Below are 22,350 nucleotides of genomic sequence, written 5' to 3'. Positions count from 1 at the left end.
TTCATCACCTCTCGCATGCGTACCCCGCCACCCTAGAGCACTCGGGGGTTACGGTCGAATGGTGCAGTGCAGGAACGGAAGTCGCGACACATTCCTTCGAATCACGGCGATCCAAACCATTCCGCGCGGCGCCCGGACGCGCTACCGTGCCAGCGGCCACACTCCGTGGTCATCCGATCGATCGTGGGGATTTTCCGTGAAGTTCAGCCGTTCTCTCGCCCTTGCCGCCGTTCCACTCCTGGCGGCACTGACAGCGTGCTCCGGTGGATCCGGCGGCGCCGACGGCGACACGGTCCGGATCGGAACCACCGAGGCCAGTGACCGCTCGTGGGAGATCTTCGAGGACAAGGCGAAGGACGCGGGCATCACGCTCGACGTCGTGAACTTCTCCGACTACTCGCAGCCGAACATCGCCCTGTCGCAGGGGCAGATCGACGCCAATCTCTTCCAGCACCTGCAGTTCCTCGGTGAGTACAACACCGGCGCGGACGACGACCTCACCCCGATCGGTGCCACCCAGATCGTGCCGCTCGGCCTGTACTCGCAGAAGCACCAGAGCCTGGCCGCCATTCCGCAGGGCGGCGAGATCGCGATCCCCAACGACCCCAGCAACCAGGCTCGTGCCCTGTTCGTGCTGAAGGGCGCCGGCCTGCTCACGCTGACCGGTGACAACCCGTCCCCCACACCCGCCGACATCGACACGGCTGCGTCCAAGGTGAAGGTGACCCCGGTCGACGCCGCCCAGACGGCGCTGTCGCTCGCATCCGTCGACGGTGCGATCGTCAACAACACGTTCCTCGAGCGTTCGGGCATAGACCCCCAATCGGCTCTCTACAAGGACGACCCGTCCAGCCCTGCCGCCGAGCCGTACATCAACACGTTCGTCACCCGCGCGGAGGACAAGGACAACGCCACCTACCTCGAACTCGTGAAGATCTGGCACGACCCCGAGATCCAGGCCGCCGTGCGCGAGGAGTCGAAGGGAACGTCGGTCGAGGTCGAACGCGACGGTGCCCAACTGCAGCAGATCCTGTCGCGGGTCGAAGAGGGAATTCGTTCGGCCAAGTAGATGACACCGATCGTCCGATTCGAATCCGTCACGAAAACCTTCCAGTCGGGAAAGAAGACTCTCACCGCCGTCGACGCCGTCGATCTCACCATCGAGAGAGGTGAGATCTTCGGGGTCATCGGGTACTCCGGGGCCGGGAAGAGCACGCTGGTTCGGCTGATCAACGGTCTGGAACGCCCGACCAGTGGGCGCGTCGTCGTCGACGACGTCGACATCACTGCGCTGTCGGAATCGAAACTCCGGCACGTGCGCGCGAAGATCGGAATGATCTTCCAGCAGTTCAACCTGTTCCGCTCCCGGACCGTCGCCGGGAACGTGGCCTACCCCCTCGTCGTGGCGGGGTGGCCGCGGCAGAAGCGCCGCGAACGCGTCGCCGAACTGCTCGCGTTCGTCGGTCTCTCCGACAAGGCGCGGGCTTACCCCGACCAGCTGTCGGGCGGGCAGAAGCAGCGCGTCGGGATCGCCCGCGCGCTGGCGACGTCGCCGGACCTGCTGCTCGCCGACGAGTCCACCAGTGCCCTGGACCCGGAGACCACGCAGGACGTACTCCGCCTGCTCCGCAAGGTGAATCGGGAGCTCGGGGTCACGATCGTGGTGATCACGCACGAGATGGACGTCGTCCGTGCCGTCGCGGATCGTGTCGCCGTGCTGGCGGAGGGTCGTGTCGTGGAACTCGGCACGGTGTTCGACGTCTTCTCCGAACCCCAGGCGCCGGCGTCGAAGAGCTTCGTGAGCACGATCCTGCGCAACCGCCCGGAGCCCGCCGACCTGGAACGGCTGCGGTCGCGATTCGGTGGCCGGATCGTCACCGCCGACGTGCGGGACGGCAGCCGGATCGGCGACGTCCTCTCCGACGCGGGTGGGCACGGCGTCCGGTTCGAGATCGTCTACGGCGGCATCACCACCCTGCAGGACCGCTCGTTCGGCAGTCTCACGCTCGAACTCGTCGGTCCCGACGACGGCGTCGACGACGTGATCCGCCGGTTGCGGACCGTCACCGACGTCGAGGAAGTACAGGCATGACCACGAATTGGGACAAACTGCGCCCCGTACTGTTCGAATCCATCGGCACCACCATCTACATGGTGGTGATCACCCTGGTGGTCGGCGGGCTGATCGGGCTCGTGGTGGGCACGCTGCTGTACGCCACGAGGAAGGGCGGGATTCTCCAGAACACGGCCGCCTACACGGTGCTGAACATTCTGGTGAACATCGTCCGGCCGATTCCGTTCATCATTCTGCTCGCCGCGCTGGGGCCCGTGACCCTTGCCGTGGTGGGCCGGACCATCGGAACCGAGGCCGCGATCTTCGTGATGATCATCGCGTCGTCGTTCGCCATCGCACGCATCGTGGAACAGAATCTGGTGACTGTCGACCCCGGCGTGATCGAGGCTGCCCGCGCGATGGGTGCGGGACCCCTGCGGATCATCGTCACCCTGCTCATCCCGGAAGCCCTGGGCCCGTTGATCCTCGGCTACACGTTCGTTCTCATCGGCATCGTCGACATGTCCGCGATGGCGGGGACGATCGGCGGCGGCGGGCTCGGCGACTTCGCCATCGTCTACGGCTATCAGCGATTCAACTGGCAGGTGACCCTCGTCGCCACCCTCGTCATCATCCTGCTCGTCCAGGCCTCCCAGTTCTTCGGCAACTGGCTGGCACGAAAGGCACTGCGCCGCTGACCCGTGAGTACTTGTTAACCGCCCGCGGTTAACAAGTACTCACGGGAGGCGGAGCCTCAGTTCGCGGCGACGTTCCCGCGTCACCGCGCCGCCGCTCAACGTGGGAGCCGAACCGACGAGGAGCGCGGTGTACGGGTGCTGGGGATCGGAGATCACCTGACGGGTCGGTCCGTCCTCGACGATGTTGCCGCGGTACAGCACGACGATCCGGTCCACCAGCGCCGCGACCGCCCCCAGGTCGTGTGAGATGAACAGCTGAGCGAGTTGCCGCGAGTGCCCGAGTTCGGTGAGCAGTTTCAGGATCTGGATGCGATTGACCGAGTCGAGGGCGCTGACCGGTTCGTCGAGCAGCAGCAGCGCCGGGTCGAGGACGAGGGCCCTCGCGATCGCGATCCGCTGACGCTGCCCACCCGACAGGTCGGCGGGAATCCGCGCCGCGATGCCGGCGTCGAGTCCGACACTGCTCAGTACCGCTGCCACCCGCGACCGCACGACGCCGCGGTCGAGTCCGCCCCGCACGAGCAGTCCCTCGGCGATCGACTCGCCCACCGGAATGTCCGGATCGAGGCTCAGCAGCGGATCCTGGAACACGTATTGGACGGTCCCCGTGCGGCGGTGCGCCCTGCGGTGCGCCGTGGACAGGTCGTCGACGCGCTGCCCGCGGAGCTCGATCGACCCGGACGTCGGAGTGATCAGACCGAGAATCGTGCGGGCCAGTGTCGTTTTCCCGGAGCCGCTTTCACCGATGAGTCCCACCTTCTCACCGGCATCGATGGTCAGGTCGACGCCGTGCAGGATCTGCTTGCGGGCCCCCCGGGGCCCACGCTCCACCCGGACGCCGGTCATGCGCAGCAACGACTCAGACACGAGCCGCCTCCTTCCCGGTGAACGACTCGAGCCCGTACTCCCGATGGTTCTCGACGAGTTGGCGGGTGTACTCGTGTCGGGGCGCGGTGAGCAGGTCCTCCGCACGCCCCGACTCGACGACGGCGCCGTCCCGCATCACGATCACGCTGTCGCAGACCTGAGCGACCACGGCGAGGTCGTGCGAGACGAGGACGAGGGCGAGGCCCAGTTCGTCGCGCAGGTCCTCGAGGAGGTCGAGGACCTCGGCCTGAACAGTGACGTCCAGGGCTGTGGTCGCCTCGTCCGCGATCAGGAGTTCCGGTTCCGCGGACACCGCGATCGCGATGAGCACGCGCTGAAGCATTCCCCCGGACAGTTCGTGCGGGTACTGGCGGTACACGGTGTCGGCGTCGTTCAGCCCCATCTTCCGGAACAGTTCGACACCGCGCCGCCGGGCGTCCGCGCGGGACAACCCGAGGGTCGACCGGAGCGCCTCGGCCAGTTGTTCACCGACCCGGATGGACGGGTTCAGATAGGACGCCGGGTCCTGGAACACCGCGGAGATGCGGGTTCCGCGCAGTGGCCGCCAGTCTTTGCGACCGAGGTCGGTGAGTTCGATGCCGTCGAAGTCGATCGAGCCTGCGGTGACGTCGATTCCGCCGGGCAGGATTCCGAGGATGGCGCGGCAGGTCAGCGACTTGCCGCTGCCCGATTCGCCGACGATCCCGAGGGCTTCGCCGCGCGCGAGGGAGAAGTCGACGCCGTGGACCAGTTCGGTTCCGTCGTCGAGTGCGATGCGCAGATCGCTCACGGTGAGCACCCGCCTGTCGGGGCGCGTAATTGCGGGTGCCGACGTGGCATCCAATGTGTCAGTGGACATCCGAGGTGACCTCCTGTTTCCTGCGGGCGCGGCGTTGGGGTTGCCCCGTTGCATCCCGCAGCGCGTCGGCGATGGCGTTGAGCGCCCAGACGGTCGCCACGATCAACAGGGCGGGGACGACGGGGCCGAACGGAACCTGGTAGAGGTACTGCAATCCGCTGGCGAGGAGTCCGCCCCACGTCGGGTCCGGCGGAACGACGCCGATCCCGAGGAACGTCAGCGAAGACACGATGACGAGGCTGGCTCCGGTCATCGCCGCGAACGTCACCCCCACCGCAGGCAGCACCTTGCGCACCGCGTGACGACGGATGATCCAGGACGTGTCGGCGCCCATCAGTTCGGCGGCCTCGACGTACTGGGAGTTGGCCACGGTCAGTGCCGCGGCACGCGTGACCCGGTAGAACGCGGGTGCGATGAGGATGCCGACCGCGAACATCGCCTGGGCGAGCCCGTTTCCGAGCAGCGCGGTCATCGCGACGGCGAACACGAGGAACGGCAGCGTGATGAGCGCATCCATCAACCGGAGGGTGAACCATTCCACGCCGCGCCCGAGGTACACCGACAGGAAGCCCGGGATCACGCCGAGGAGGAATCCGACCACGACGCATTGCAGTGCGGACAGCACCGACACGGTCGAACCCGCCAGAAGCCGGCTGAACACGTCCCGTCCGACGTTGTCCGTCCCGAGCCAGTGAGTTCCACTCGGGCCCTGCAGGATCGCCGACGTGTCCTGCTCGAGCGGGTCGAACGGCGCGAGGGCGGGCCCGAACACCGCGAGGACCACGATCAGCCCGAGGACGACCACCGCGGCGCGAGCGGAGTGGTAGCGCAGGATTGCTGTGAGCATGGGATTTTCAGTCTCTCCGCTTGGTTGCCGGCTGCAAGACGCTCTGGGCGACGTTGACGACGATGTTGCAGAACAGCACGAACACGATCGCCACGACGAGCGTTCCCTGGACGATGGGAACGTCTCCGCGCAGCGCGGAGTCGGCGGCGAGGCGACCGAAGCCGGGCATGGAGAACATGGTCTCCATCACGACGGCGCCGCCGATGAGCGTGGGGATCTTCATACCCAGGATGGACAGCGCGGGACCGCTGCCGTTGCGCAGTGTGTGCACGAACAGGATCCGGGACGGACCGATACCCCGGACCACCGCGCCGGTGACGTAGTTCTGGTCCAGCTCCGCGACCAATCCGGTGCGGAGTTGTCGCGCGATGTCGGCGACGACGTCCATGCTCAACGCGATCGCGGGCATGATGATCAGCGACAGCCAGCGGCCGAAGTCCTCGTCCGGCGGGACGTACCCGGCCGACGGCAGCCAGTGCAACCCGACGCTGAGGACGAGGATCAGTCCGATCGAGATGACGAACGGCGGCAGCGTCGAGGCCACCGACGTGTAGGCGGTGATCAGCCGGTCGATCAGGCTGCCCTTGTAGACGGCGGCGAGCACACCGAGTCCCACACCGAGGACGAGTCCGATGACCAGAGCCACACCCGCAATCGAGGCGCTGACGGCCAGCCGCTCGCCGATCAACTCGCTGACCGGGATCTTGCTGAACCACGAGACCCCGAGGTCGCCGCTCAGCATGCTCGACATCCAGTCGACGTACTGCTGCCAGACCGGCTTGTCCAGCCCGAATTCGGCGTTGATGCGGGCGATCGTCTCCGGCGTCGCGGCGTCGCCGGCGATCCCGGCGGCCGGATTCAGCCCGCTGGCCGCGCCGAGCAGGAAGGTGATCAGGGTGGAGAACAGGAAGACCGGGACCACGATCAGCACGGTGCTCAGCACGACCCGCAGCGCCGTGCCGAGCGCGCCCGCAGGCACCGGGAGAGCGAATGTCCTCCCGGTGCCTGCGGCCTGGACGTCGGCGGTGGTCACGAGACCGTGACGCCTTCCCACCGCACCTGGGACGGCAGGATGTTCAGGTTCTTCAGGTCCGGGTTGGACACGATGATCCACGGATTGCTGAAGATGTAATTCGTCGGCGACTGCTCGACACCGACCTTGACGGCCTGCCACAGCCGCGGCTTGTACTCCGGGTCCTCGAGGGGCGTGCGACGCACGGCGTCGAGCGCGGCAGTGAACTCCGGCGACGCGTGCGGGCCGCTGAGGTTCATGATGCCTTCCGGACCGTAGACGGCGAGCAGATTCTGCACCGGGGATTCACGCCCGATGGTGCCGTCCGTCGCCAGCTGCGGGTTCTTCGCGATGTAGACCTCGCTCTGCCACGTCGACGATCCCGGCGGCACCACCTTGATGGTGGACTCGACGCCGACCTTCTTCAGCTGCGACTGCACGAGCTCCGCCCGGTTGGTGGCCGCCGACTGCGCGGTGATCTCGATCGACAACTGTCCGGGACCGAAGCCCGCCTCGGTGAGGAGACGAGATGCCTTGTCCGGATCGTAGTTCCAGAGCTTCTCGATCTCCGGGTTGAACGCGAGGTATCCCTCCGGGAAGGGCTGGCTCGTCGTGCTGCCCAACCCGTTCGTGATGACGTCGACGAACGCCTGGCGGTCGAATGCGTAACGGAACGCCTCGACGACCTTCGGATTGTCGAACGGGGCCTTGTTCAGGTTGATGGACACGTCGTTCGCGGCCAGCGACGGCTTCACGGTGACATCGAGACCCGCGGCCTCGGCTTCCTTGGACTGCAGGGCCGGCAGCGTCGCGAAATCGATGGAGCCGGACTGGACCCCGGCGACGAGTGTGGCCGGGTCCGGGGCGACGCTGAGTTCGAAGTGGTCGATGTGGATGTTCTCGGCGTCCCAGTAGTTCGGGTTCTTCTCGAAGTACGCGTGATCCTCGGCGACGAAATCGGTGATCCGGAAGGGACCGGCGCCGACCGGCCACACACTGAGCTTCTGCGGGTCGGCGGCCGCGGTCGGGCTGGCGATGGCACCGGTGCGCCCGGCGACCAGGTACGGGATCTGGTAGTCGGCGTCGGCCAGGTGCAGTGTGACGTCGGTGGCGCTGTCGGCCGTGGTCTCGGTGACACCGGCGAGTTGATCGCGCAGGAACGAGTCGTCCTGGGTCTTGCCGCGGTCGAAGAACGCCTTGACCGCCGAGGCGTCGAGGGTGGTCCCGTCGGAGAAGGTGAGACCGTCACGCAGGGTGAAGGTCACGGCGGTGCCGTCGGCGTTGTACTTCCAGCTCTCGGCGAGTGACGGTTCGACGTTGCCCTCGGCGTCGAGCCGGGTCAGCGACGCGTACGCGAGGCTGATCGTGTTGATGTCGTTTCCTGTCCGGCTCGTCACCGGATCCCAGGAGGTGGGGAGGTTGAACGCCCACTTGACCTCGGCGCCGTCCGAGCTGCTGCCGCCACCGCACGCGGTGGCAACGAGCCCGACGATCACTCCGAGTACTACGGCGCCGACGATCCGCCGGCTCTTCTTGCTCACTGGGTGCTCCTGACCATGCAGAGGGGGGTGGTGATTCAGACGCTCGCGGGCAGCGATGCGGCGGTGCCGGGCAGCGGGGCGGGGTCGATTCCCGCACGCCGCGCCCGGGTGTAGCGGTTCTCCGCGAACGGCAGGCCGAGGTTGCCGCGCAACGTGTTCTGCTCGTAGTCCTCCCGGACGACCCCGCGCTCACGCAGGATCGGCAGCACCTCGTCGACGAAGCGCTGAAACTGTGCCGGGTGGCCGATGTGGATGTTGATGCCGTCGAGGGCGTGGCCGTCCAGCCAGCGCTGCAGTTCGTTCGCGACGGTCTCGGCGCTGCCCGTGAACGGTGACGTCTTCGGCGCGCTGAGCGCCTCGACCGTCTGCCGCAGCGTCAGCCCGCGGTCGGCGGCGAGGTCGGCGATCTTCTTCGCCTGCGTGTAGAAGCTGCGCTCGGCGTGCTGCAGTGCTTCGGCGGGGAACGGCGCGTCGAGGTCGTACTGCCGGAAGTCGTGCCAGCCGAAGGGCCGGCCGAGTTCCCGGAGGGACTTTCCGAAGTCGTTGTCCGCCAGCTGGGTTGCGCGTTCGATCTCGCGTGCGTCGGTGTCGGTGTCGCCCACGGTGACGCTGACTCCCGGCAGGATCACGATGTCCTCGGGAGCGCGCCCGTAGGCCGCGGCGCGGGTCTTGATATCGGTGTAGAACGCGGCGCCCGCCTCGAAACTCGGTGCGTGCGTGAAGATTCCGTCGGCGATGCGCGCTCCGAGGTCGCGACCCTGGTCGGAGTCGCCGGCCTGGAAGATCACCGGCTGCCCCTGCCGCGAGCGTTCGATGTTGAGCGGGCCCACCACCGAGAAGTGCTCACCCCGGTGATCGAGGGTGTGCAGCTTGTCCGGGTCGAGGAAGCGGCGGGCCTCCCGGTCGCGCGGAAACGCGTCGTCCTCGTAGGAGTCCCACAGAGCCTTGACGACCTCGACGTGTTCGAGGGCCCGGCCGTAGCGGGTGGCGTAGTCGTAATGCTCCTCGAGGCCGTAGTTTCCGGCGGTACCCGAGTCGCCACTGGTGACCACGTTCCAGCCGGCACGGCCACGGCTGATCAGGTCGAGGGACGCGAACCGTCGCGCGAGGTTGAACGGTTGGTTGAACGACGTGGTCAGTGTTCCGACGAGCCCGATGTGTTCGGTGGCCACCGCGAGCGCGGACAGCAGCGTCAGCGGCTCGAGCCGGTTCAGGTAGTGCGGGGGCGAGTCCGGGGTGATGAACTGGCTGTCGACGATGAACACGAGGTCGAACCGCGCCTGCTCGGCCAGCCGCGCGTACCGGATGTACCAGTCGATGTCGACGCTCGCGTCGGCGGGAATCTCCGGGTCCAGCCAGGTGTACGGGTGCCCGGGCCCACCCGTGGGGGTGAGGACAGCGCCCAATTTCAGTTGCCGTCTCGTCATGTTCTCGCTCCTTCGTCGTCCGCCGTCAGGCACCTGCCTCGGCACGCCGCGTTGAAGTGTATGGAGCAAACAGACGCGTGCAGAGTATTAAATTCTCGATGTTTCAAAACATATTTCGTATGTCCCGCAGGGCTGTCGAACAAAGTCCGATCAGTCGAAGAACTCGCGTGACGACTCCGCGACGGCCACCGCGACGACGTCGGCGAGTTGCCCGATCAGGTCCGGGTCGTCGGGCAATTGGGTGGCCGACAGGCGCAGGAGTTGACGCGCGGGCGCCTGCACGAACGAGCGGGAGCCGGCCCCCACGGAGATGCCCTGCCGCGCCAGCGCGACGAGGGCGGCGGTCTCGTCCGACACCGTGACCCACACGACCAGACTGTGCGGGCCCGCGAAAGCCTCGATACCACGGTCGATCAGCGCCTCCAGCAGCGACGTGCGTCTGGACGCGTAGCGCTCGTGCGCCGCCGTGACCGTGTGCTCGGCGTCGGCGCTGCCGATCAGATGGGCGAGGGTGTTCTGCAGGATCCGGCTGTTCGAGCCGACTCCGTGACTGCGCACCTTCATCGCCTTCTCGATCAGTTCGCGGGACCCGCCGAGAACGGAGGTCCGCACATCGATCCCATATGCCTTGCAGTAGCTGCGGATCCGGACGACACGCTGCGGCAGTACCGATCCCAGAGAGGGAGGTTGCTGCGGTTCGAGCGGTCCGATCGAGTCGTCCTCCACGACCCACACCGCCGGATGCCGCCGCAGCACCTCGGCGAGTTCACTCGTGCGCCTCGCACTGACCGCATGATCGACGGCGAACGGCGCACCGGGTTGGAACACGAACGCCACCGCGCCGGCGGTCAGGGCCGCGTCGAGAGCGTCCGGCCTGGGGCCGTCGCGGTCCGCGCCGACGCCGACCGCATCCAGGCCCAGGTCGCGGAGGGTGTCGAGAACACCCGGGCCCAGGGGCTCGTCGACGGCCACCATCGAACCGGGTGGCGCTGCCGCCTCCACGGCCAGCAACAGCGCCTCGGTGCCACCGCCCGCCGTGGCCCAGGCCTCGGGTTCGAACGGCCAACCCGGGGCGACGGCATTCCTCAACCGCTCGGTCATCAGTTCCCGGCCGAACACATTCAACGTCTCGGCGTCCAGACTGGACAACAAAGCGTCGGACAGGGACGGCTGCAGAGCCAGGTCGGGCGCATTCTGCGCCAGGTCGACGCCACGCCAGTCGGGTATGCCGCGCTCGGGCACGCTGTCGAGCGGCGGAAGAACGACGGTGCCGCCGCGGCGGCGGGTCTGCACGAACCCCTGTTCCTGCAGCCGGCCCCAGGCGCTGATAATCGCGCCGACACTGAGATCGGTCGACTTCGCGAGTGCGCGGACGGTCGGCAGGCGATCGCCGGGGCTGAGCTCACCCGACCTGATGAGGTCGGCGACGGCATCGGCCAGTTCCGTGGTGCGGCCGTCGATCCGCTCGAGCAACCACTCCGGAGCAATCGTCTCCGACTCCAGCACCGCTGACATCCACACCCCTTCGATCGACAACCACTACCGGCCCCGCGCCCCGCGAGTCCGGGTCACTGCGCGAGTGCCCCGGCCGGTTCGCGGAGGATGATGTCGCGAATGCCGGGCAGGCGCAGGCGCTCGAGGAACTGCACGATCTCCGCGGCGACCGACCGGTGGGACACGTCGTTGAGGATGTCGTGCCGCCCCTCGTGGACGACGACGACCCGGGCGTCGGGCAACGCGGACGTGACGGCGAGAACATCCGCCGACGGGCTCAGGGCGTCGGCGCCTCCGTGCACGACGAGGACGGGAACCTGCACGTGGTTCAGCGAATCCGCCGTGGCCACCGGCGCCTCCGCACCGAGCGTTCCCCGCTCGAGAGCGTCGGCCGAGGACAGGACCCCCCGATGCACGGGACACGCGGAACGGATCTCGAGTTCACCGTCCCACTCTCCGGTGAAGGCGTCGGCGCTCGCCACGAGAAGACCGGCTGCCACCACCCCGGACACGGCCGGATGCGTCGCGGCGAGGTCGAGGGCGGTCAGGGCGCCACTGTCCGACCCGACGACGGTGAGCGGGAGATCGGTGGCGGCATCGTCGATCACCCGGGTAGTCACAGCGGGATCGTTCTCCACCACCGCGACACGGTAACCATCGAAGGCGATCCGGCGGGCGAACCGGCGGTACACGTGAGCATGCTCACCGCGGCCGGCGACGACGATCACCGAGCCACGCACAGTCGCTTCGGGTTCCAGCCAGTCGATGTCCACTGATTACCTCATTCGGGGGGTTGTTCGCAGGATTGACTGCGTCACCCTGACCCACACGCGCGAGGTCGAACAAGACTAAAGCTCGAGCAGAACAAAACGCGTGCCTTCTCGCCGCGCTTCGTGTTTTGTTCCGAACATATTCGTTTTGCTCTGCCACTCACCCGCTTTCTCATTCACCCAGACCCCCTCAGACGTATCGACGAAGGGACAGGCACACCGATGCCCGAGACCACAGGGTTCGCGACCCGGCAGGTCCGCACCGGCTATCAACCCGGAACGCCGCAGAACACCGCGATCCCCCCGATCTACCAATCGGTTGCCTACGACTTCGGCAGCTTCGAACAGGCCCGGGACATCTTCTCTCTCCGCCGGAAAGGGAACCTGTACAGCCGCACCGGGAATCCCACCCAGGCCGTGTTCGAGCAGCGCCTCGCCGATCTCGACGGTGGCGTCGCCGCCCTCGCCACTGGATCCGGGCAGTCCGCCGTCGCGGTCGCACTTCTCACGCTCGCCAAGTCCGGGCAGCACATCGTCGCGGCTCGGCAGTTGTACGGGGGAACCGTCGATCTCCTCACCGACACGTTCGCGGACTTCGGGATCGAGGTCACGCTCGTCGATCAGGACGACCTCGACGCCTGGCGTGCGGCCGCGCGTCCCGAGACCAGGGCCTTCTTCGCCGAGACGATCGGCAACCCCGTCGCCTCCGTGCTCGACGTCCGGGCCGTGGCCGACATCGCGCACCAGGCGGGGGTCCCGCTGATCGTCGACAACACGATCGCCACCCCGTACCTGCTGCGCCCGAAGGATTTCGGAGCCGACATCACCGTCTACTCGGCCACCAAGTTCATCGGTGGGCACGGCAGTTCGCTGGGCGGTGTGATCGTGGACCTCGGCACGTTCGACTTCGGCGCGGAACCGCAGCGGTGGACCCAGTTCACCGAGCCCTACCCCCGCATCGGCGACCTCGTGCTGTGGGAGGAGTTCGGCCGCGAGCGAAGCGCCTACCTGGTCTACGCGAAGACGAAGATCGTCCACGATCTCGGTCCCGCACTGTCCCCGTTCAATTCGTTCCAGCTGCTGCAGGGGCTGGAGACGCTGGACCTGCGGCTGGAACGGCAGGTCGGTTCGGCGCTGGCGATCGCCCACTTTCTCGACGGTCATCCCGCGGTCGCGAAGGTGAACTACCCCGGACTGCCGGACAACCGGTGGCACGACGCCGCCCAGCGGTACCTGCCGCGCGGCGCCGGGTCGGTCTTCTCCTTCGATCTCGCCGTCGACGACTCGAAGGTGGCGAAGTTCATCGACTCGCTGCAACTGTTCGCCATCGTCGCCAACATCGGCGACGCCCGTTCGCTGGTAGTGCACCCTGCCACCACCACGCACAGCCACCTCGGCGACACACAACTCCGGGACGCCGGATTCGGCTACCGCACCGTCCGATTGTCGATCGGACTGGAAAACCTGGAAGACCTCGTCGACGATCTGCGTGCTTCGCTCGACGCCATCACGGAGGAATGACATGCACTTCGGCTACTGGACGCCCATCTACGGCGGCTTCCTGCGCAACCTCGGCGACGAAGGGATGCCCGCCACCTGGGACTACGTCAAGAAGCTCTCCCAGCTCGCCGACCGGCTCGGATACCACACCACCCTCGTGCCCGAGCTCTATCTCAACGACCGCAAGGGCGTCGACGCGCCCAGCCTCGAGGCGTGGTCGCTGTCGTCGGCGATCCTCGCGGTCACCGAACAGCTCCGGGTGATGACCGCGGTGCGACCCGGATTCCACCTGCCTGCGGTCACCGCGAAGGAATCGGCGACGATCACCGACATCGCCGGAACAACCGAGGCCGGTGCGGCACGGTTCGCGCTCAACGTCGTCGCCGCCTGGTGGGAGGAGGAAGCCCGGCAATACGGCGGCGCCTTCACCCGGCATGACGACCGATACCGGCAAGCCACCGAATTCGTCGACGTTCTCCGTGGGCTCTGGGAGCACACCCCGTTCACCTACCAGGGCGAGCATTTCAGCGTGCGCGACTCGATCCTGTCTCCGAAACCCGGCATCCATCCCCCGGTCTTCGCCGGCGGGGAGAGCGAGAGCGGCCGCGAATCGATCGCAACCTTCGCCGACTCGTACGTGCTGCACGGCGGCACCGTCGACGAGGTGCGGACGAAGATCGCGGACATGAACGCCCGGTCGCAGCGAATCCACCAGCGGGACATGGCCGAATTCGGCATGTCCACGTACATCATCGTGCGCGACACCGAAGCCGAAGCCCGCGCCGAACTCGAACGCATCACCACCGTCGATCCGCACTCGCCCGGATACGCCTCGTTCGAGGAGTTCGTGAAGAACTCCGAACTCGACGTCGAGCTGTCCAGGCGCGAGTACTCCGTCGGCACGCGCGGACTGCGCCCCGACCTCGTCGGCACACCGGAACAGGTCGCCGAGAAGATCCGCGCCTACCAGGACGCCGGTCTCACCCTGCTGCTCATCCAGTGCTCCCCCGCACACCAGGAACTCGAGCGCATCGCCGAGCAGGTCTTCCCGCTCGTCCCCACCCGTGAGTACTTGTTAACCACGGGCGGTTAACAAGTACTCACGAGCGCAGCACTTGACCGCACGACTCGCCGCGAGTAAGGATGAATATGTTCTGTGCGCGGCGATTTCATTCCCGGAGAGAGGAATTCACACCCCCAGGACCAATGGCGGCGCACCCATTACATACGGCCGCACGAGGGCCGCGCGCGGAGCGCGAGGGGATTTGCCATGGCAGACATCGAGGTCGACTATTGCGTCGTAGGCGCCGGATTCGCCGGATTGACAGCGGCACTGCGCCTGAAACAGGCCGGACGATCGGTCGCGCTCCTGGAGGCGCGTGACCGGATCGGCGGGCGAACCTTCACCGAAGTCCGCGAGGACGGTTCGTGGATCGATCGGGGCGGTGCGTGGATCGGGCCGGGACAGGACCGGATCTACGCCCTGATGGACGAATTCGGCGTCAAGAGTTACAAGCAGTACACCGACGGCGAGGCGATGATGGTCGTCGACGGCAAGCAGTACCGGTACAAGGGCACGATTCCCCTGACGATGAGCCCCTGGGCCGCCGCCAATCTCGGCGCCGTGTTCGTCGAACTCGGTGAGATGTGCAAGTCGATCCCGCTGGACGCGCCGTGGGAGGCGAAGAAGGCGGCCAAGTGGGACGCGATCAGCCTCGCCAAGTGGCTCGGCGACAACACGCTGTCCAGGCCCGCCCACGACCTTCTCGAGACCGCCATCGCCGGTTGCTACACGTCCGCGGCGTCCGAGGTGTCGATGCTGTTCGTCCTGTACCAGATGGCGTCCGGCGGCGGTCCGAGTTTCGTTCTCGGTGTGAAGGACGCTGCCGAGGATGCGCGGCCGGTCGGCGGGATGGGTGCCGTCTACCGTCCGATGGCAGCGGAGATCGGCGACGCACTCCATCTGTCGCAACCCGTGCGGGACATCGCGCAGGACGGCGACGGCGTGACCGTCCGATCCGCGGACATGGCCGTGCGGGCACAGCGGGCGATCGTCGCGGTCCCCCTCGCGATCGCGAGCCAGATCCTCTACGAGCCTCTGCTTCCGATGGATCGGGCCTTCCTTCATCAGAGAATGCCGAGTGGCGCGGTCATGAAGATCGCCGTCCTCTACGACGAACCCTTCTGGCGCGCCGACGGATTGTCCGGGCAGTCGGCGGCACCCGACTCCCCCGCGACGATCACCATCGACGCGAGCACGGACACGGGACGTCCCGGTGTTCTGTGCGTCATCGTCGAGGGACCGATCGCCCGCAAGCTGGGGACGCTGCCGGAAGCGGAACGCAAGAACCATGTGCTCGGCGAGTTGACCTCGAGGTTCGGAAGTAAGGCAGCCTCCCCCGTCGACTACATCGAGCAGAACTGGAGCGTCGAGCGCTACTCCGGCGGCGGCATGCTCAGTCATGCGCCGACGGGTGTGCTCACCCAATTCGGGCACGCCCTCCGCAAGCCCTGCGGTCGCATTCACTGGGCAGGCACGGAGAGTTCGTCCGTGATGTGCGGCTGGGTCGACGGGGCCGTCCGATCCGGGGAGCGCGCCGCCCGGGAGGTCACCGCTCAGTAATAGACAGCGCCCGGAGCGCCCCCGCCGACGGCCACCGCGTCGCCGGTGATCCCGACACTGCGCGGTGACGCCAGGAACGTGACGACGTCCGCGACCTCGCTCGCGTCGATCAGCCGGTGGATCGAGTTGGTGGCCAGCCGCGACTCCAACTCGGCGACCGGCACCCCTTCTTCCTCGGACTGTGCCGCGAGCCGGTCGACGAGGCGTTCCGTCCGCGTCAGTCCCGGATGGACCACGGTGACGTTGACGCCGTGGGGCCCGAGTTCGTCGGCGAGATTCTTCGTCAGCGCCGACACACCGACGTTCCGCACGGTCTGCGCGATGGAGTTGGCCTGGCGGGCACCGAGCCCGCTGATATTGATGATCCGTCCCCACCCCTGCTCCACGAGGTGCGGTGCCACGGCACGGGCGGTCCGCAGGTAGCCGAGCACCTTGATCTCGAGTTCGGCGCGCACCACGTCGTCGGTGGTGGAGGCGAAATCGCTCGGCTTGCCGGCGCTCCACGGTGTGGCCGCGGCGTTCACCAGAATGTCGACGCCGCCGAGTTCGTCCACCGTCCGCTGCACGAGGGCGCGCACCGAATTCTCGTCGCCGGTGTCGGTGGGTACCCCGATCACCCGCCGCCCGGTCTCCTGCGACAGCGTCTTCGCCGCCAGTTCCAGCGCCTCGACACTCCTGGCCGCGAGCACGACGTCGACCCCCTCCGACGCGAGGCTGCGGGCGATCGCGAGACCGATTCCGCGGCTGCCGCCGGTGACGACGGCCCGCTTGCCGCCCAGACCGAGATCCATGTAGTTCTCCTCTATTCCGCTGTCCACCCCTCGGTTCGAGGGTAGGACAGCGACGGTCGGGAGTCACGGATTCGGTTCAGCGTGAGGCCAATTGCGCTCCGCCGCCTACCGTTGGATCGACTTGATCTCGAGGAACTCCTCGAAGCCGAGGACGCCGGCCTCGCGGCCGATGCCCGACTGCTTGTACCCGCCGAACGGGGCGTTGGTGTTGAACGCCCCGCCGTTCACCTCGACCTGACCGGCACGTAGCTGACGTGCGACGCGGTCGGCACGATCCTGGTCATCGGACCAGACGCCGGCGGCGAGTCCGTACTCCGTCGCGTTGGCGATACGCACCGCGTCGTCCTCGTCCCGGTACCCGATGATCGACAGGACGGGGCCGAAGATCTCCTCCTTGGCGATGGTCATGTCCTCGGTGACACCGGCGAACACGGTGGGTCCGACGAAGTAGCCGGATTCCTGGCCGGTCTCCCGGCCGTCGACGACGGCGCGGGCGCCTTCCGCGATGCCCTGTTCGATGTAGCCGCGCACCCGCTTCAGCTGGTTCGAGTTCACCAGCGGCCCCAGCACCGACGTGGCGGCCGTGGGATCGCCGACGGAGTAGTTCTGCGCGACCTGCGCCGCGATGGCGGCAGCCTCGTTCACCTTGTCCGCGGGGACCAGCATCCGAGTCAGTGCCGAGCAGGTCTGACCGGAGTTGAGGAAACACTTGGCCACGCCGTCGGTGACCGCCTTCGTCAGGTCGGCGTCGTCGAGGATGACGTTGGCCGACTTGCCGCCCAGCTCGAGTGCCACCTTCTTCACCGTCTCGGCCGCAACCACCGCGACCCTCTTGCCCGCGCGGGTGGAGCCGGTGAACGAGACCATGTCCACCTCGGGGTGGCCGGCAATCGCCTCGCCCACGACCGGCCCGAATCCGCTGACGAGGTTGAACACGCCTGCCGGCAGACCGATTTCGTCGAAGACGTCGGCGAGCGCGTAGGTGGCGAGCGGCGCCACCTCGGTCGGCTTGAGCACCACGGTGCATCCCGCGGCCAGAGCACCGCCGACCTTGAGCACCACCTGGTGGAGCGGGAAGTTCCACGGGGTGATCGCACCGACGACACCGATGGGCTCGCGCACGATCAGGGAGTTGCCCACCTCGTGGGCGTCGAAGTCGTAGGTGGCGGCGAGTTCGGCGAAGGCGGCGAGGTTCGCGAGCGGCATTCCGATCTGGATGGGCTTCGCGAATCCCAGCGGCATGCCCATGTCCTCGGATACGAGGGCGGTGAAGTCGTCGAGGCGCTCCTGGATCAGGGCAGCAGCCTTCCGGAGGTACTCGCCACGTTCCTTGCCGCTGAGCGCGGACCATGCAGGGAAGGCCGCTCGCGCAGCTGTCGCGGCGCGATCGACGTCGTCGGCAGTGCCCTCGGCGACCACCGCGATGACCTCCTCGGTCGCCGGATTCACCACGTCGATCCGGCCCGTTCCCTGCGAATCGACCCAGGACCCGTCGATGTAGATCTTGGTCCGGTCCAGAACTTCGCTCATCAGTCAGCCTCCAGTGAAAGTGTCGCGGATCCCCTGCGCCCCGCAGCCTACGACCGGAACCCTCCGGCAAGGGGCGAATGCGATCTCCCCGAACCACCCACCGGGACGGCACCGATCGCGGACCATCGACGTACCGCAGCACATCAGCGAAGAGGAGCGATCAGATGCGCACGCAGTCACCGGCACGCACCCTTCTCGGCGTGGTCGGAATCGCCGCCGTGCTCACCGCCTCGGCGTGCGGCTCGACGGACGAGACCGGGACCGCCGAACCCTCACGTGACATCACCTCCACGAGATCCGCGCCCACCGAGACGACCGCACCGCACCCCGACCGCTGCCTGATCGGCGAACTGCAGGTGACGCTCGGACAGGCGAGTGGGGCCGCCGGATCTCAGGAGATCCCGCTCGTCTTCACCAACACCGGCACCCGCGACTGCGTCCTCCACGGTTACCCGGGGGTGTCCTACGTCGCGGCCCCGGACGGTCCGCAGGTGGGTGCCGCGGCCGATCGGGACGGGGGAGCCGAGACTCCGGTGACGGTTGCCCCGGGCGCACGGGCCACCGCAGCGGTGCGTGCCACGGTGGTGCAGAACTACCCGGCCGAGACGTGCGGACCCACCCCCGTGGCCGGGTTCAGGGTGTACCCACCGAACGACACGGGGTCGGTGTTCCTTCCCTACCCCACCACCGGATGTGCGCAGACCGGGGTGAAGCAACTGTCGGTGCAGCCCGTGACCGGGTGACCTGGTTCACCCGCGTCGGGTGAATCGGCTCACCCCGGACCCGACCTACCGTCGGGCTACCGACTCGCGTAGCAGGAAGGCGGAGGCATGTTCGAGATCATCCGCGAAGTGCATTCCGAAGTTCAGCACCGCCGTGGTCCGCGGCACCACCACCATCTCCTCACTCGAGCGGAGCGCCGATCGCGGATCCTGAAACACTTTCACATGTGATCGGCCGGGACCGCGGGACGCCGACCAGGCCCGTTCCTTGCCTTCGCTAACCATTGGCGCGGATGGGTACTATCCGACGTCGTGACTGACAGCAGGCTGGAATCGGCGAATGTGTCCAGAGACGACTCGGACGAGTCGCCGATCGGGACCCCGCCCCAGTCCTCTCCCCTCGGTCAGTCGGTCCGCTCCGCCCGCCTTCTCGCGATCATCGCCTCCGTCTTCGGAGTGCTGCTCACACTGTCGCTCCCGTTCCTTCCGGTCGAGCAGGACAGCGCGACCCTCACCTGGCCGCAGAACGGCAGCACCGGAAGCGTCGAGGCGCCGCTCGTCTCCTACGCGCCGCTGAGGCTCGACGTGCAGATCCCCTGTTCGGCGGTCGGTGCACTCGCCGACCGCGGCGGGGTCCTGACGTCCACCGCGCCCGCGGGCGCCGCCGACGCCGGGAAGTACGGACTGGTCGCCAGAGTGAATCGTGCGACCCCGGACGGTACCGCCGGCGTCGAGGTGCAGTTGCGGAACAAGGTGCTGCTGTCGTCGCCGCTGGACCAGCTGCCCGCCGACTGCGCGCTCGTGGTGTCGTCGGATTCCACACGGACCACCGCCGGTTTCGTCGGGGTGGGCGAGGACGCGCCGACCGTCGTCGACGGCGACCTCCGACCGCAGATGGTGGGCATCTTCAGCGACCTCGACGGTGCGGTGCCCGACGGCTTGCGGGTGACGGCCCAGATCGACAGCCGCTTCTCGTCGACACCGTCGACGATCAAGTTCGTGGCCATGGTGGTGGGTGCGCTCGCGACGATTCTGGCGCTGGTGGCGCTGCACCGTCTCGACAACGTGGACGGGCGCCGGGCACGACGATTCCTGCCCACCCGCTGGTGGTCGTTCGGGGCGGTCGACGCCGTCGTCCTCGGCACGCTGGTGCTGTGGCATTTCATCGGCGCCTCCACCTCCGACGACGGCTATCAGTTCAACATGGCCCGCACCTCCGAGGCCGCGGGCTATATGGCCAACTACTTCCGCTGGTACGGCGTCCCGGAGGCGCCGTTCGGTTCTCCGTACTACGACGTCCTCGCGGTGCTGGCGAACATCACCCCGGCGAGCCCGTTCGTGCGTCTGCCCGCGCTGCTCGCCGGCATCGTCGCGTGGCTGGTGATCAGCCGTGAATTCGCACCGCGACTCGGCGCCGCGGTCCGGGGCAACCGGCTCGCGCTGTGGACCGGCGGCCTGGTGTTCCTCGCGTTCTGGCTCCCGTACAACAACGGTCTGCGGCCCGAGCCGATCGTCGCGGTGGGCGTGCTGCTCACGTGGTGCTCGGTGGAACGTGCCGTCGCGACCCGGCGACTGCTGCCCGCCGCGGTGGCGATCCTGGTCGGTGCGGCGACGCTGACCGCGGGCCCGTCCGGGTTGATCTGCTTCGGAGCCCTGGTCGCGGGCGCCCGGCCGATCCTGCAGATCGTGATCGCGCGGGCCAAGACCGTGGGATACGTCGCATTACTCGCGCCGCTCGTCGCGTCGGGGACCGTGATCCTGGTGGCAGTGTTCGCCGATCAGACCCTCGCCGCCGTCATGGAGATGCAGCACGTTCATGCGATCGGCCCCAACGTTCCCTGGTTCGACGAGTACCTCCGCTACCAGTACCTCCTGAACATCTCCGTCGACGGTTCCCTCTCCCGCCGGTTCGGCGTGTTCGCGATGGTGCTGAGCATCGCCGTGACGGTCCTCGTGATGTTGCGCAAGGGCGGCCGGATTCCCGGGACCGCGGCCGGCCCGTCGCGACGGCTCATCGGTATCACGCTCGCCGCGATGGGGCTGATGATGTTCACGCCCACCAAGTGGACGCACCACTTCGGCATCTACGCGGGACTCGCGGGGTCGCTCGCCGTCCTGGCGTCCGTGGCGGTGAGCACCGCCGTGGTGCGCTCGCCGCGCAACCGCGCCCTGTTCGCGGCCGCCGTGCTGTTCCTGCTCGCGATGTGTTTCACCAGCACCAACGGGTGGTGGTACGTGTCCAGCTACAGCGTCCCGTGGTGGGACAAGCCGGTGTCGATCGCCGGCCTGGGCGCCGGCACGATTCTGCTCGGCGCCACGCTGGTGATGCTGCTGATCGCGGCGTGGTGCTACTTCCGCGAGCCCTACACCCGGGCCGACTCCGTGCGGCGACGCCGGTTGTGGGCGATCCCGCCGTTGACGGTGGCGGCCGCCGCGATGGTGCTGTTCGAGGTGCTGTCGATGGCGAAGGGCGCGGTCGCGCAATACCCCGCCTTCTCCCTCGCCCGTTCCAACGTCGACGCCGTCACCGGTGCACCGTGCGGTCTCGCCAACGACGTCCTGCTCGAAACCGATCCGAACGCGTCGCTGCTGCAACCACTGTCCGGTGACGCCGCCACCGCCCTCGCGGGCACCGGCACCGTGGGCTTCACACCGAACGGCGTCGCCGGCGACCTCAGTGCCGACGAGGAATCGTCGGATGCGGGCGTCGCCAACTCCGTCAAGACCGACAACACCGACCAGACGGCGTCGAGCAACGCCGCGGGCACCGGCGGCGGCGCAGGCGCGGTGGGTGTCAACGGCAGCGCCGTGGCCCTGCCGTTCGGCCTCGACCCCGACCGCACGCCCGTCCTCGGCAGCGACGGCAGCGACGGCGACGCGTCACTGACCACCGGCTGGTACCGGTTGCCGAACCCCGACACGGACGCCGGGGCGGGCGACATCGTCTCCATCGCCGCGGCGGGCCGCATCCACTCCGTCGACGCGGACGGCGTCGTCACCTACGGCCAGAACCTCGAGGTGGAGTACGGCACCACGCAACCGGACGGCACGGTCGGGGTGTCGGGACGCGTGACGCCGATCGACATCGGCCCGGCACCGTCGTGGCGCAATCTGCGCGTTCCGCTGGACTCCCTGCCGGACGATACGGATGTCATCCGTCTGGTGGCGTCGGATTCGGACAGCGACCCGCAGCAGTGGCTGGCGGTGACGCCGCCGCGTGTTCCGCGGACGCAGACACTGAACGATGTGATCGGATCCGATGCGCCCGTCATGATCGACTGGGCTGTGGGACTTGCCTTTCCGTGCCAGCGACCGTTCGACCACCGCGCGGGTGTCGCCGAGGCGCCCGAATACCGGATCCTCCCCGACCGTCCCGGCGCGATCATGACCAGCCTGTGGCAGGACCGGTACGGCGGAGGCCCCCTGGGCTGGATCGAGATGACCCGGGCCAGCCGCACCATACCGTCGTATCTGCGGGACGACTGGGACCGCGACTGGGGCGGAGTGGAGCAGTACTCGCCGCTCGACCCCGGCGCGAAGACCGCGGAGATCGACACCACCCGGATTCCGCGTTCGGGCTTGTGGAACCCGGCGCCGATCATCACGGCCTACTGAG

The 22,350-nt window shown here is 67.8% G+C and carries 18 protein-coding genes; 8 read left to right on the top strand and 10 right to left on the bottom strand.

Translation table 11 applies throughout. From position 1 onward, the window contains the following. Positions 1–196 precede the first annotated feature (196 nt). From OYT95_RS30005 to OYT95_RS29995, 3 genes are read left to right on the top strand one after another with little or no spacing between them, the layout of a single operon-like run. Complete coding sequence (locus OYT95_RS30005; RefSeq protein WP_112298795.1) at positions 197–1,069, top strand: MetQ/NlpA family ABC transporter substrate-binding protein; 873 nt, start codon at positions 197–199, stop codon at positions 1,067–1,069. Then, complete coding sequence (locus OYT95_RS30000) at positions 1,070–2,092, top strand: methionine ABC transporter ATP-binding protein (protein WP_164059523.1); 1,023 nt, start codon at positions 1,070–1,072, stop codon at positions 2,090–2,092. Further along, positions 2,089–2,751, top strand: coding sequence for a methionine ABC transporter permease (locus OYT95_RS29995; protein ID WP_005252476.1), 663 nt, complete (start codon positions 2,089–2,091; stop codon positions 2,749–2,751). The genes OYT95_RS30000 and OYT95_RS29995 overlap by 4 nt, the downstream gene beginning before the upstream one ends. Positions 2,752–2,790: 39 nt before the next feature. Here OYT95_RS29995 and OYT95_RS29990 read toward each other — a convergent pair whose 3' ends face one another. The 8 genes from OYT95_RS29990 to OYT95_RS29955 all read right to left on the bottom strand — a co-directional run bounded on the left by OYT95_RS29990 (position 2,791) and on the right by OYT95_RS29955 (position 11,571). Then, a complete protein-coding gene (locus OYT95_RS29990) occupies positions 2,791–3,618 on the bottom strand; it encodes an ABC transporter ATP-binding protein (protein ID WP_128641697.1) in 828 nt (275 codons plus the stop codon). Further along, positions 3,611–4,477: an ABC transporter ATP-binding protein gene (locus OYT95_RS29985; RefSeq protein ID WP_128641696.1), complete on the bottom strand. Its 867-nt coding sequence runs from the start codon at positions 4,475–4,477 to the stop codon at positions 3,611–3,613. Before OYT95_RS29985 ends, OYT95_RS29990 begins: the two co-directional genes overlap by 8 nt. After that, positions 4,467–5,324, bottom strand: coding sequence for an ABC transporter permease (locus OYT95_RS29980; RefSeq protein ID WP_128641695.1), 858 nt, complete (start codon positions 5,322–5,324; stop codon positions 4,467–4,469). Before OYT95_RS29980 ends, OYT95_RS29985 begins: the two co-directional genes overlap by 11 nt. Before the next feature lie 7 nt (positions 5,325–5,331). Continuing rightward, positions 5,332–6,357 (bottom strand): ABC transporter permease, encoded by a 1,026-nt coding sequence (locus tag OYT95_RS29975; protein ID WP_037226828.1) that lies wholly within the window; start codon positions 6,355–6,357, stop codon positions 5,332–5,334. Next, complete coding sequence (locus tag OYT95_RS29970; protein ID WP_128641694.1) at positions 6,354–7,877, bottom strand: ABC transporter substrate-binding protein; 1,524 nt, start codon at positions 7,875–7,877, stop codon at positions 6,354–6,356. The genes OYT95_RS29975 and OYT95_RS29970 overlap by 4 nt, the downstream gene beginning before the upstream one ends. Before the next feature lie 35 nt (positions 7,878–7,912). Next, the gene (locus tag OYT95_RS29965; RefSeq protein ID WP_268789853.1) at positions 7,913–9,304 is read right to left on the bottom strand and encodes an LLM class flavin-dependent oxidoreductase; all 1,392 of its coding nucleotides are present in this window, start codon (positions 9,302–9,304) and stop codon (positions 7,913–7,915) included. Between the two features lie 150 nt (positions 9,305–9,454). Then, complete coding sequence (locus OYT95_RS29960) at positions 9,455–10,819, bottom strand: aminotransferase class I/II-fold pyridoxal phosphate-dependent enzyme (RefSeq protein WP_268789852.1); 1,365 nt, start codon at positions 10,817–10,819, stop codon at positions 9,455–9,457. A gap of 53 nt (positions 10,820–10,872) precedes the next feature. After that, positions 10,873–11,571: an alpha/beta hydrolase gene (locus OYT95_RS29955; protein WP_268789851.1), complete on the bottom strand. Its 699-nt coding sequence runs from the start codon at positions 11,569–11,571 to the stop codon at positions 10,873–10,875. A 219-nt stretch (positions 11,572–11,790) separates the two neighbouring features. Here OYT95_RS29955 and OYT95_RS29950 point away from each other — a divergent pair, with 219 nt between their 5' ends. The 3 genes from OYT95_RS29950 (at position 11,791) to OYT95_RS29940 (ending at position 15,691) form a co-directional block, all read left to right on the top strand. Further along, positions 11,791–13,089, top strand: coding sequence for an O-acetylhomoserine aminocarboxypropyltransferase/cysteine synthase family protein (locus OYT95_RS29950; RefSeq protein ID WP_037226821.1), 1,299 nt, complete (start codon positions 11,791–11,793; stop codon positions 13,087–13,089). Position 13,090: 1 nt separating this feature from the next. Beyond that, entirely contained in the window at positions 13,091–14,161 is a 1,071-nt protein-coding gene (locus OYT95_RS29945; RefSeq protein WP_112298803.1) for an LLM class flavin-dependent oxidoreductase, read from the top strand. 177 nt (positions 14,162–14,338) lie between these two features. Continuing rightward, positions 14,339–15,691, top strand: coding sequence for a flavin monoamine oxidase family protein (locus OYT95_RS29940; RefSeq protein ID WP_268789850.1), 1,353 nt, complete (start codon positions 14,339–14,341; stop codon positions 15,689–15,691). Here OYT95_RS29940 and OYT95_RS29935 read toward each other — a convergent pair. Both OYT95_RS29935 and OYT95_RS29930 read right to left on the bottom strand, forming a co-directional pair. Next, the gene (locus tag OYT95_RS29935; protein WP_112298901.1) at positions 15,685–16,482 is read right to left on the bottom strand and encodes an SDR family NAD(P)-dependent oxidoreductase; all 798 of its coding nucleotides are present in this window, start codon (positions 16,480–16,482) and stop codon (positions 15,685–15,687) included. The two genes, OYT95_RS29940 and OYT95_RS29935, sit on opposite strands and share 7 nt — an antisense overlap. 105 nt (positions 16,483–16,587) lie before the next feature. Then, positions 16,588–18,012: an aldehyde dehydrogenase family protein gene (locus tag OYT95_RS29930; RefSeq protein WP_268789849.1), complete on the bottom strand. Its 1,425-nt coding sequence runs from the start codon at positions 18,010–18,012 to the stop codon at positions 16,588–16,590. Between the two features lie 164 nt (positions 18,013–18,176). Between OYT95_RS29930 and OYT95_RS29925 the strand changes: the two genes are divergently transcribed. Both OYT95_RS29925 and OYT95_RS29920 read left to right on the top strand, forming a co-directional pair. Next, entirely contained in the window at positions 18,177–18,755 is a 579-nt protein-coding gene (locus OYT95_RS29925; protein ID WP_037226813.1) for a DUF4232 domain-containing protein, read from the top strand. Positions 18,756–19,076: 321 nt separating this feature from the next. Beyond that, complete coding sequence (locus tag OYT95_RS29920) at positions 19,077–22,349, top strand: arabinosyltransferase domain-containing protein (protein WP_268792290.1); 3,273 nt, start codon at positions 19,077–19,079, stop codon at positions 22,347–22,349. Position 22,350 lies beyond the last annotated feature (1 nt).

The organism is Rhodococcus sp. JS3073 (assembly GCF_026810085.1).
Lineage (GTDB): Bacteria > Actinomycetota > Actinomycetes > Mycobacteriales > Mycobacteriaceae > Rhodococcus_F > Rhodococcus_F wratislaviensis.
This window is presented reverse-complemented; position numbering and strand designations above follow the sequence as displayed.